9 protein-coding genes and 2 pseudogenes are annotated in these 11,106 nt (G+C 63.7%); 4 read left to right on the top strand and 7 right to left on the bottom strand.

Features of this window, described 5'->3' with window-relative positions:
• Window positions 1–214 (bottom strand): annotated as a pseudogene (locus AC1DWT_RS36040) (MFS transporter); the annotation flags it as partial.
• 311 nt (window positions 215–525) lie between these two features.
• Here AC1DWT_RS36040 and AC1DWT_RS36035 point away from each other — a divergent pair.
• The 4 genes from AC1DWT_RS36035 to AC1DWT_RS36020 are packed head-to-tail and all read left to right on the top strand — an operon-like array spanning window position 526 to window position 3,750.
• Window positions 526–1,134: a hypothetical protein gene (locus AC1DWT_RS36035; protein ID WP_218835165.1), complete on the top strand. Its 609-nt coding sequence runs from the start codon at window positions 526–528 to the stop codon at window positions 1,132–1,134.
• On the top strand, window positions 1,131–2,408 hold the full coding sequence (otnK, locus tag AC1DWT_RS36030) for a 3-oxo-tetronate kinase (protein ID WP_095869950.1): 1,278 nt from the start codon (window positions 1,131–1,133) through the stop codon (window positions 2,406–2,408). Before AC1DWT_RS36035 ends, otnK begins: the two co-directional genes overlap by 4 nt.
• On the top strand, window positions 2,405–3,034 hold the full coding sequence (otnC, locus tag AC1DWT_RS36025) for a 3-oxo-tetronate 4-phosphate decarboxylase (protein WP_095869951.1): 630 nt from the start codon (window positions 2,405–2,407) through the stop codon (window positions 3,032–3,034). Before otnK ends, otnC begins: the two co-directional genes overlap by 4 nt.
• A gap of 11 nt (window positions 3,035–3,045) precedes the next feature.
• On the top strand, window positions 3,046–3,750 hold the full coding sequence (locus AC1DWT_RS36020; protein ID WP_095869952.1) for a molybdate ABC transporter substrate-binding protein: 705 nt from the start codon (window positions 3,046–3,048) through the stop codon (window positions 3,748–3,750).
• Between the two features lie 444 nt (window positions 3,751–4,194).
• On the opposite strand, the gene AC1DWT_RS36015 is transcribed toward AC1DWT_RS36020, so the two are convergent.
• From AC1DWT_RS36015 to pdhA, 6 genes and pseudogenes are all read right to left on the bottom strand, one after another.
• Window positions 4,195–5,292 (bottom strand): Glu/Leu/Phe/Val family dehydrogenase, encoded by a 1,098-nt coding sequence (locus AC1DWT_RS36015; RefSeq protein ID WP_095869953.1) that lies wholly within the window; start codon window positions 5,290–5,292, stop codon window positions 4,195–4,197.
• A gap of 42 nt (window positions 5,293–5,334) precedes the next feature.
• Window positions 5,335–6,713, bottom strand: a pseudogene (gene lpdA, locus AC1DWT_RS36010) (dihydrolipoyl dehydrogenase).
• A gap of 48 nt (window positions 6,714–6,761) precedes the next feature.
• The gene (locus AC1DWT_RS36005; protein ID WP_143548769.1) at window positions 6,762–6,983 is read right to left on the bottom strand and encodes a hypothetical protein; all 222 of its coding nucleotides are present in this window, start codon (window positions 6,981–6,983) and stop codon (window positions 6,762–6,764) included.
• A gap of 35 nt (window positions 6,984–7,018) precedes the next feature.
• Complete coding sequence (locus AC1DWT_RS36000; protein WP_095869955.1) at window positions 7,019–8,359, bottom strand: dihydrolipoamide acetyltransferase family protein; 1,341 nt, start codon at window positions 8,357–8,359, stop codon at window positions 7,019–7,021.
• 22 nt (window positions 8,360–8,381) lie between these two features.
• The gene (locus tag AC1DWT_RS35995; protein WP_095869956.1) at window positions 8,382–9,365 is read right to left on the bottom strand and encodes an alpha-ketoacid dehydrogenase subunit beta; all 984 of its coding nucleotides are present in this window, start codon (window positions 9,363–9,365) and stop codon (window positions 8,382–8,384) included.
• Entirely contained in the window at window positions 9,362–10,435 is a 1,074-nt protein-coding gene (gene pdhA, locus AC1DWT_RS35990) for a pyruvate dehydrogenase (acetyl-transferring) E1 component subunit alpha (protein ID WP_095870014.1), read from the bottom strand. Before pdhA ends, AC1DWT_RS35995 begins: the two co-directional genes overlap by 4 nt.
• Between the last annotated feature and the right edge of the window lie 671 nt (window positions 10,436–11,106).

The following is an 11,106-nucleotide window of genomic DNA, read 5'->3' as shown; positions in this document are numbered from 1 at the left end:
TTACATCGCCGAGGCGCCCGAAGACGAAGCCTCCTACGGGCCTCGAGATGTAACCCACGGCGTAGGTCGAGAACGCAAGAAGGGTGCCCGCAGTGGGGTCACTGTTAGGGAAGAAAACTTCTGGAAAGACCAGAGCGGCAGCCACCGAGTAGATGGCGAAGTCGTACCACTCCAGCGCTGTACCGGTAGCACTTGCTGCGTACGCCCTGTACATAACTCTTCGTGCGTTGCTCGTCTTGGACACGGTCGATTGTCCGCCCATGACGTCTCCTCTCGTCGTGCACGTTCTGCGTGCAGGTTCAGCCCCTTGCCGATCTCATATACTTCTCGTATATTTCAGGTAAGCGCAAGGGGAAATCGAGAATTTTTCAAACGTAACGCGCTCGAAACTTTCACCCCCCGGACAGGTTTCGATCCCATCTACGTCGATGCGAATGAACAGAGATGACTTCAAGACACACTGACAGACCGCTGGTAGCTCTGATCAGCGCAACGCCCGCGGCCATAGCGCCCGCAGTAGAAGGTTTGACCGAGGATTTTCCCGAAGCGGTGGTGTGGAACATCCTCGACGACCGGTTGCTGACGGAAGCCGATGAACACGGCGGCGTTGTAGGTCCACTGGCGCAGAGAATGTTCCGACTCATCGACCACGCCGTCACCGAAGGCGCCGACGCAGTCCTGCTCACGTGCTCCATGTACGGACCGATCGCGCGCACCTACCCTGCACCCGTGCCCGTTCTCGCGCCCGATGATGCCGCGTTCGCCGCCGCTGTAGACGGCGGATTCGACCGCATTCTCGTTGTCGCGTCCTTCGAAGCCGCACTACTCGACACGGAGAAACGATTCGCAGATTTCGTGGCCGCGCAGTCGAAGACTATCAAGATCCTCGGCGCCTACGCCCCCGCGGCGCACGAGGCCACCCGGGACGGCGACCAACACTCGCTACTCACCGCGCTGACCGAGACCTGCGTGACATTCACCGATCGCATCGACGCGATACTGCTTGCTCAGTACTCCCTGGCACCCGTTGCGTCCGCACTCTCCGAAAGGCTGGGCATACCGGTTGTATCCGGTCCGGTCACCGCGGCAAACCTGCTCCGGACGCGACTCGACTACACCAGCGAGACAGCATGATTGGCGCCATCGCAGACGACTTCACCGGGGGCACCGACGTCGCCGTGGCCTTCCGTCGCGAAGGACTGAGAACGCACATCTTCTTCGGTGTACCGCCCGACGACGTCGAGCGGTCGCCCAGCGATGCCGTCGTCATCGCACTCAAGAGCAGGATGACCCCCGCGCCGGAGGCCGTGCAGCAGTCACTGGATGCATTACGGTGGTTGCGCGAACACGGTGCCGACCAAATCTACTTCAAATACTGCTCCACATTCGATTCGACACCAGACGGCAACATCGGCCCGGTACTGGACGCTCTCACCGACGCCATCGGCGCGGCCACGGTGATAACGACACCTAGCTCTCCTGAACACCTGCGAACGCAGTACCAGGGATACCTTTTCGTCGACATGCTCCTGCTATCCGATTCACACATGCGTAACCACCCGGTCACGCCGATGACCGACTCGTACCTCCCTCGCTTGCTACGTACTCAGACGGACGCAACAGTCGGACTCATCCCCCATGCGACGGTCAAGGAGGGTACCGACTCCATTACGGCAGCCATCGCCGCAGCCGAAACACGTGCTGAAAAATACATTCTCGTCGATGCTGTCGACCAACAGGACCTTCAGGCGATTGGTCGTGCCATCCAAGGATCATCGCTGACAGCCGGCGCAGCAGGCCTGGCGGGAGGTCTAGCGGCGGCAGTCGCGGCCGCCAACTCGACGCTCGTCGGCAACACGACCCCTGCTCAGGCAGGTGCCGACCGCGAAGGTCGAGCAGCCGTCCTCGCCGGCAGCTGCTCGGCGCGAACACTCGAACAGATCGCCGTAATGAAAGGACAGGGACGCCCTTGGTACCAGCTCGACGCGATGGTCGACGACAACCCAGAAACCCTGGCCGCCGACGCACTCGCCTGGTACGACGCTCTCACCACCAGCGACGCTCCGTTGATTTACTCGTCACTGAATCCGGTCGAGCTCAAACGCGTCCAAGACGCTCTCGGGATCGCGGAATCGGCCGCGGTCCTCGAAAACGCCACGGGCCGAATAGCCATCGGACTGGTCGAACGCGGCGTCACCCGAATCGTCGCCGCCGGCGGCGAGACCTCCGGAGCGATCGTGACCGCACTCGACGTCAGCGGAGGGCTCATCGGATCCGAGGCCGCACCGGGCGTGCCATGGATTTTGACAACATCGGGACACCGAATCGCCCTGCTGCTCAAATCAGGGAACTTCGGAGGCCCTGAACTGCTCGCCGACGCGTCGGCCCATCGATCGGATCTCGCATGACCCATTTCGAGGACGAGCGCGCCCAGGTAATAGCGGCGGCCAGATCGATCTTCACACGATCACTGACTCACGGCAGCACCGGAAACATCTCGGTCCGCGCTGGCGAGAACATCCTCGTCACTCCCACCGGCAGTAGCCTCGGAACCGTCGAACCCGATGAGTTGTCCATCATCGACGCGGCAGGAAAACACCTCGGCGGCACACGGCCGTCGAAGGAAGCGTTCCTGCACGCTGCGATCCTGCGCGCGCGTCCACAGTCAAACGCCGTTGTACACACCCACTCGACGTATGCGGGTGCAGTGTCGTGCCTGGTCGATATCGACCCCGCCGACGTGCTGCCGCCCCTGACCGCATACTTCGCGATGCGCGTCGGGAAACTTCCCCTGCTTCCCTACTACGCCCCAGGCGACGACGGACTCGAAGAAACGGCCGAACACGCGGCCATCACCCACCACGCATTGCTACTGAGCAATCACGGCCCGATTGTCGCGGGAGACACCGTCGTATCAGCGCTCGACGCGATCGAGGAACTCGAAGAGACATCCAAGCTCTTCCTCCTGTTACGGGGAATGAACACACGCCCACTCACAACACAACAACGTGATGCACTCGCCTCCACCCGATAGGACGATCAGGCATGAGCACCCCCCACGACAACCGTGTGTCCCTCTTCAGTACTCTCGCAGTGAAGGGCGCACTCGACTTCACCATTCTCCCTCGTTACGAACGGGACTCGGGCGCGCGCGCCGAATCGACATTCGATCCCACGAACGTGCTGCTGGACAAGATCGAAAGCGGTGCTCGACCGGACGTGATGATCGGTGTGTCATCGTCGTTCGACAGCCTCGTCAGTGCCGGCATTATCGACGGGCTGAGTCGCAAATCCATCGCTCGAACCGGCGTCGGACTCGCAGTTCCCCCCGAAACACCAACACCCGACATCAGTAGCCCGGAAGCACTCGCGTCGACACTCAAACAGGCACGCTCAGTTGCATACTCCCGTACCGGAGCAAGCGGCGTCTACTTCGCAGAACTCCTCCTCGCTCTCGGTATTTCCGACGAGGTCAACTCCCGCGCCACCATCGTCGAAAAGGGCTTCACCGCTCTTGCGGTGGTCGATGGACGCGCTGATCTGGCCATCCAGCAACTCAGCGAGCTCAGGTTCGTCCCCGAGGTCCAGATCGTCGGACCCCTCCCCGAATCGGTTCAGCATTACACCGAATTCTCGGCAGCACTCGGCACCCACGCCGTCGGCGACCGCAATGCAACGGCCCTGATCACTGCATTGACAACAGACTACGCACGGACCGCATACGCGGATGCAGGCCTCGAAGTGCGGTGACCACCGGCAAGAATGCTAAATAGATTATTGGAGAACATGATTCACCGATAGCTCTCGGCTCCTTTGCAGATGGCGGTCGTCGTGACGGCGCTGAATCGAGGGGAGCCAGTTTCCCTCCACCGGTACTTGCTGACCTCGCCGCAGTGGAGCAGGGAGGGCTTCGGTCGGTATCGGTGGCCGAACGGGGTGCGGCGCAAGCCCGAATCGGGTTCCGGAGTGGCTGGGGTGGATTCCCCGTCGGCAAAGCTGGGAGGCAACGCGGCGAGTTGGATCTCCGGAATGGAGTAAAAATTCCACGCCCAATGGGTAATTGGCGGCCCCGTCGCTGCCGGATAGACGACGGGGCCGCCCGCATCCCGGGCGGGAGCCAGAACGCACGGGGTACGCTCGCTGCCATCGGGTGGCAGCGGGCACAGGGCACCGGCCGAGCCGGTGGCTCAGGCTCTACGTGAGCCGGGCGGAGGACAGACGTGCTTCCGCGATGCTGTCGGCTGCCTGTCCGGGGGTGATCGACTCCGCTTTCGACCTGTCGAGGATGGCGATGACGGTGTCGTAGATGCGTTCGACTCGGTCACTTATCCAGTCGGTAGTCGCGCCTTCTCGTTCGCCGGCTACCTGGATGAGGCCTCCGGCGTTGGCGACGTAGTCGGGGACCCACAGCACGTCCCGGTCATGAAGTTGCCGGCCTACGTCAGGGGTCCACAGTTGGTTGTTGGCCGCCCCGCAGACGATGGATGCGGTCAGCCGTGGCACGGTCTCCGTGGTGAGCGTGCCGCCCATGGCGCACGGCGCGTAGACGTCGATCCGCTCGCCGAGGATGTCGTGCGTGATGGAGATGTCGGGAAAACGTTCGACGACGCGGGTGAGGGAGGCATCGTGCACATCGGCGGCGATGACGCGTGCTCCGTCTGCGAGAAGGAGTGAGATCAACTCGGAGCCGACCTTGCCCACGCCCTCGACGCCCACGGTCCGACCCGACAACACAGGCTTTCCCCAAGCTGTGGCGGCAGCTGCGCGCAGGGCTTGGTAGACACCGAGGGCAGTCATGGGGCCGCTGTTGCCGGATCCGCCGGCAGCGGTGGAGCGTCCGACGACGTGATCGGTCGCCTCACCGATCACATCGAGATCGTCGGTGTTGGTGCCGACGTCGCCGGCGGAGATGTACCGCCCACCGAGGGTGTCGATGAAGCGGCCGTATGCGCGCAATAGTTCGGGGGTTTTCGTCTGCTCCGGGTCGCCGATAATGACCGCCTTGCCGCCGCCGAGCGCGACTCCCGCGATCGCCGCCTTGTATGTCATCCCTCTCGACAGGCGCAGGACGTCGGTCAGCGCGCTGCTCTGGTCGGGATACGGGTAGAAGCGGGTGCCGCCGAGCGCGGGACCGAGGACTGTCGAATGTATGCCGATGATCGCCCGCAGTCCGGTGGCGGCGTCTTCGCAGAAGACGACTTGTTCGTGGGGAAGCCCCGGTATTGCGTCGGCGCGACCGAAGACGGTGTTGTCCTCGGTGGTCGCCACGGGGGCATCGGTGGTGAGTGTCATCTCGTGTTCCTTCTCGTGGTGACGGTGCAGGGAGGGGCGTGGTCAGCCGTGCGCGTGCAGGGGTTGTCCGGCAAGGGCCAGATGTGCTTCGCCGAGTGCCTCCGCCTGGGTGGGGTGGGCGTGTACGAGTTGGGCGACTTCCTGGGGATGGGCGCCCCAGGCGACGATCAGCTGGGCTTCGCTGATCAACTCGCTCACCCGCGCGCCGACCATGTGCACTCCGACGACCGGCCCGTCGGTGGACTCGGCGCCGGCGCGGATGACCTTGATGCCACCGGTGGTGCCGAGAATTTGGCTTTCCCGTTTCCGGCGAGGTCGTAGACGATCGTGGAGACCTCGCCGTACTTCTCGCGTGCGCCGGGCTCGGTTAATCCGACCGACGCGATCTCCGGGTTGGTGTAGGTGACCCGCGGTATGGCCGTTTCTTCGATTCGGGTGGGATTGCGGCCGGAAATGTGTTCTGCGACGAACAGACCTTGCTGAAAACCGTGGTGGGCGAGCTGAAGTCCGGGGACAATGTCGCCGACCGCGTAGACGCCGTCGTGGTTGGTGCGTAGGTATTCGTCGACGACGACGAAGCCCCGATCGAGTGCCACGCCGGCTTCGTCGACACCGCTGTCGGCGGTGCGCGGGCCGCGTCCGACCGCCACCATGAGCAGGTCGGTTTCGATCGTCTCGCCCGAGTCGAGTGTGATCGACACGGTCTCGCCGATCTCGGTGGCCTCGACGAACTTCGTCGACGTCATGGTCGTGATGCCCCGCTTCCGGAACGCCCGGGTCAGCTGTTTCGAGGTCCACTCGTCTTCGGCGGCGACCAACCGAGGGAGCGCTTCGATGATCGTCACCTGCGACCCGAATGATGACCACACGCTGGCGAACTCGACGCCGATGACACCACCGCCGAGGATCGCTACGCGTTGCGGGATCTCTTTCCGTGTGAGGGCTTGGTCGCTGGTGACGATGCGGCCGCCGATCTCGAGGCCGGGAAGACTGCGTGCGTACGACCCGGTCGCGAGGACCACCGATTTGCCGGTGATCTTCTCGCCGTCGACGTCGACGGTGCGGTTGCCTACGTAGCGGCCGTGGCCGGTGACGACCTCGATGCCGTGGTGTGTGACGAGTCCCTGCAGACCCTTGTACAGCTTGGCGACGACGCCGTCCTTGTAGTTGTGCACCTGGTCGCTATCGATACCGTCGAAAGTGCCACGCACCCCGTACCGATGGCCGTCGCGCACGGTGTCGGCGACTTCGGCCGCGTGCACGAGTGCTTTGGTGGGTATGCATCCGCGGTGCAGGCAGGTTCCACCGACTTTGTCCTTCTCCACGAGGGTGACGGACAGACCGAGCTGGGCGGCTCGGAACGCGCAGGCGTAACCACCCGACCCACCTCCGAGGACGACGAGGTCCGGTGTCCGAGTCATCGCTGATCTCCTCTCTAGCGACAGCGTTCGGGTAGTTGTCGCAAGTGCCTAGTGCAGGGTGTAGTGGTAACCGGGGTCCGCGACGGGTACGACATCGTGGGCTCCGTCGGGATACTCGACGAGCCAGCACGGTCGCCCCTGTGATGGGGCGACCATCGTGACGCGTCCCGGTTGGCCGCAGCGCCATCCGTCTCGCCGCCGGTGAACGGTGATCAGGCGACCGATCTGCCGCTCGGCGAACCCGAGCGCACCGTGGTTGTGGGTGTGCATGTGCCTTCTCCGTGTCAGGGTCTCATCGATGGTGCTCATCCGAGCGCGACGAGTTCGAGCGGATCAGACAGGATGCGGCCGATGTCGGCGAGGAATTTCGACCCTTGCTCTCCGTCGACCAGCCGGTGGTCGAAGGACAGGCTCAACGTGGTCACCGAGCGCAGAGCGATGTCGCCCTCGAATTCCCAGGGTTGGTTGCGAATGGCTCCGAAGCACAGGATCGCCGCTTCGCCGGGGTTGAGAATCGGTGTGCCTGCGTCGACGCCGAAGACTCCGACATTGGTGATTGTGATGGTGCCGCCGGCAAGATCCGCAGGTCTGGTCTTGCCTTCCTTGGCCGTGCGAGTGAGGTCGACCAACGCGTCGGCAAGCTCACGCAGACCCAGCCGGTGCGCGTGCTTGATGTTGGGAACCATGAGGCCCCGGGGCGTGGCGGCCGCGATCCCCAAGTTGACATAGTGTTTGGTCACGATCTCCTGGGCTTCGTCGTCCCAGTGCGAGTTCAGGCTGGGGTTCCGCCGAAGGGCGATGAGCAGCGCCTTGGCGATCAACGCCAGCGGGGTCAGCCGCACATCGGTGAATCGTCGGTGCGCACGCAATCTGTCGAGGAGCTCGAGCGTTGGGGTGACATCCACAGTGACGAACTCGGTGACGTGCGGCGCGGTGAACGCACTGGTGACCATCGCGGCTGCGGTGTGCTTGCGGACCCCCTTGATCGCGACTCGGGTTTCGTCGCCGAGGGTGCTCCCGGCGACGACAGGCGGGGTCGAGAACGACTCCGGTGAGGTCTCCGATGCCTGACGCGCCGCCAGGTAATCGGTGACGTCATCACGGGTGACGTCACCGTGCGGGCCCGTGGCGGGGACCTCAGCGAGGTCCACGCCCTGCTGCTGCGCGTAGAACCGCACCGGTGGTTTGGCGAGCGGACGTGCCTCCGCTGACGACCCACCCGCCGCATCGCTTCGGTCCTTTGCAGTGTCGGCAGCCGCGGGGCGCGAACGCCGTCGGCTACCGCCGTCACCGGCCACCCCGTAACCGACCAGGACGGGGATGCGCTCCGGCGTGCCCGTCTCCGCCTGCGCGGCAGCGGAGGTTTGCGGTGCGGCGGGGGTTGCCGGTGCGGCGGGGTCTTCGCCGGTGTCGATGTCGATGATCGCGGTGCCGACGTCGACGGTTGCTCCCGCCGCGGCGTGCAGGGCGGTCACCGTACCGGCGTACGGGGACGGAAGCTCCACAGAGGCCTTGGCCGTTTCGACCTCCGCGATGATCTGATTGAGCTCGACGGTGTCCCCGACGGCCACGAACCAGGAGATCAGTTCCGCATCGGTCAGCCCCTCCCCGAGATCGGGCAGCAGGAAACTTCTTACTTCAGGCATGGTGTGGTTCCGTTCTGGTGCGCTACGCGGCAATCGATCTGTCGACGGCGTCGAGGATCCGGTCGACATCGGGCAGGAAGAATTGCTCGAGTTTCGCGGGCGGATAGGGGAGGGTGAACCCGCCGACCCTCAGGACCGGGGACTCGAGGTGGTAGAAGCACCGTTCGGTCACTCGCGCCGCGATCTCGGCTCCGATTCCGAGGAACACCGGCGCTTCGTGGGTGACGATCAGCCGTCCGGTCTTCCGTACCGAAGCCTCGATCGTGTCCATGTCGAGAGGCGAGAGCGAACGCAGGTCGATGACCTCCAGCGACGTTCCTTCCTCCGCCGCCACCGTCGCGGCCTGCACCGCTGTCGTCACCAGCGGGCCGTACGCCAGCAGCGTGGCATCGGTACCTTCCACCACAGTCCGAGCCTTGTGCAGCGGGAAGGCATCCGGACCGGCGTCGAGGTCGACCGGGCCCTTCTCCCAGTACCGTCGCTTGGGTTCGAAGAACAGCACCGGATCATCCGAGGCGATCGCCTGCTGAATCATCAGATGCGCGTCGGCGGCGTTGCCGCAGGTGACCACGCGCAGACCGGCGGTCTGGGCGAAGTAGCCCTCCGGTGACTCAGAGTGATGCTCGATAGCTCCGATACCCCCGCCGTAGGGGACGCGGATGGTGATCGGGACCTTGACATTGCCGCCGGTCCGATAATGCAGCTTGGCGACCTGAGAGACGATCTGATCGAACGCCGGGTAGATGAAACCGTCGAACTGGATCTCACAGACGGGACGGAAGCCGCGCACCGCCAGACCGATTGCGGTGCCCAGGATCCCTGATTCAGCAAGCGGAGTGTCGATGACCCGATGTGGGCCGAAGTCTTTCTGCAGACCCTCGGTGATCCGAAAGACGCCGCCGAGCTGTCCGATGTCCTCACCCATGAGCAGAACCTTCGGGTCGTCCTCCATGGCGCGCCGCAAACCGGCGTTGAGAGCCTTACCCAAGGGGAGTGTGGTGGTCATCGTGTTGGTCCTTCGAAGCTGGCGAGGTAGGTCTCGAACTGTCGGCGCTCGTCGTCGACGAGGGGATGAGGGTCGGCGTACACGTGGTCGAACAGGGACATGGCGGTGGGCTCGACGGTCTCGAGGCAACCACGGCGCAATTCGGCTGCGGTGGCGTCAGCTTGAGCCTGTACGCGTGCGAGGTAGGTGTCATCAAGCACACCTTCTCGCTCGAGCAACTTCTTGATCCGATCCAGTGGATCTTTCAGTTTCCACTCCTCGTCGAGTGACGAATTCCGGTAGCGGGTGGGGTCGTCGGAAGTGGTGTGCGGACCCATCCGGTAGGTAACCGCTTCGATCAACATTGGGCCGTTGCCCTCTCGCGCGCCCGCGAGGGCGTCCCGGGTAGCGGCGAGAACGGCGAGGACGTCGTTGCCGTCGACCCGGACGGACGGAATCCCGAAACCGCGACCCCGTTCGGCGATGGTCACCTTCGTCTGAAGCGACACCGGTTCGGAGATCGCCCATTGGTTGTTCTGGCAGAAGAAGACGACCGGTGCCTGGAAGCTGGCCGCGAAACCGAATGCCTCGGAGATGTCGCCCTGGCTGGTTGCGCCGTCACCGAAGTACGTGATCGTCGCGGCCGTGGCACCCTCGAGCTGAGTGCCCATCGCGTACCCCGTGGCATGCAGGGCCTGGCACCCGACGATGATCGCCGGAGTGGTCATCCGGTACTGCAGCGGGTTCCATCCCGAATGTGTTGACCCTCGCCAGAATCGAAGCATGTGCGTCGGATCTACGCCGCGGCAGTACGCGACCCCGTGTTCTCGATAGCTCGCGAAGACGAAGTCGTCCTCGGCGAGCGCCCGGGCCGACCCGACCTGCGCTGCTTCCTGGCCGAGAAGCGGTGCCCACAAGCCGAGTTCGCCTTGGCGCTGCAGCGCTGTGGCCTCGGAATCGATGCGCCGCACCACTACGAGATCTTCGTACAGATCCAGCAGCCGCTGGGTGTCGATGTCTGCGACCAGCGGCGCGAGCTCCTGATCGTCGACGCGTAGCCCGTCCTCGGTGACGAGTTGTAGGGGTGCGATGGTGGGGTCGATCACGGGATACCTCCGACGCGCGGCGACTGCCGCATAGGCATGTTGTGGGGATAGCGAATCATTGGTTAGCAAGATGCGCAAGACTCAAATCCGATAGTGAGCAATATGCTCAACCCTAGTTTGGGGCGATGTATCAAGATGCGCGCTATGCCCTATTTCGGTCATGCCGACATCCGCCTACTCGGCGCCCAGTGCTACAATCCGAGAGCTCGAAGCGTGGAGCTTGCGCATCGAATGGAAGTTTCTCGAAATACTCCGCGGTCCTGATGATCCCGAGAGTCCGACATTCTCCGGGGTTTCGGTTCGATGAATCGTGCCGCGGAGCCTGGGGTTCCGTTGCTGACCTTTGCGACCATCTGAGTCGACCGCCATTGAGTCGCTGCCATGAAATGCCAAGCGGGAAAGAATATATGGGTGTGATCTGATGCACGGGAAGTGGATGTGCGCACCCAGGTGGCGGCAACCAGCCGACGAGTTGTATCGACTCGTCGCGCTACTTGGCGATCGACGGGTGGAGCGCACGATCGCAGGTGTCTCGATGCTCGAGATGGTTCCGTGCTGTGACCGGCAATTGTGCACCAAAATCGCGGGTTGCAATAGCGTTGGATCCGACTGTCAGACTCGGGCGATTGACGGTGAGCCAATCGTGCATCCATGTC

The organism is Rhodococcus sp. P4_B6, assembly GCF_056402215.1.
This window is presented reverse-complemented; position numbering and strand designations above follow the sequence as displayed.

Bases quoted from the DNA above. Each gene is read 5' to 3' on its own strand.
- AC1DWT_RS36015 (WP_095869953.1), bottom strand. From the start codon at position 5,292: ATGACACTCACCACCGATGCCCCCGTGGCGACCACCGAGGACAACACC.
- otnC (WP_095869951.1), top strand. From the start codon at position 2,405: ATGACCCATTTCGAGGACGAGCGCGCCCAGGTAATAGCGGCGGCCAGA.
- AC1DWT_RS36005 (WP_143548769.1), bottom strand. From the start codon at position 6,983: ATGCACACCCACAACCACGGTGCGCTCGGGTTCGCCGAGCGGCAGATC.
- otnK (WP_095869950.1), top strand. From the start codon at position 1,131: ATGATTGGCGCCATCGCAGACGACTTCACCGGGGGCACCGACGTCGCC.
- AC1DWT_RS36000 (WP_095869955.1), bottom strand. From the start codon at position 8,359: ATGCCTGAAGTAAGAAGTTTCCTGCTGCCCGATCTCGGGGAGGGGCTG.
- AC1DWT_RS35995 (WP_095869956.1), bottom strand. From the start codon at position 9,365: ATGACCACCACACTCCCCTTGGGTAAGGCTCTCAACGCCGGTTTGCGG.
- AC1DWT_RS36020 (WP_095869952.1), top strand. From the start codon at position 3,046: ATGAGCACCCCCCACGACAACCGTGTGTCCCTCTTCAGTACTCTCGCA.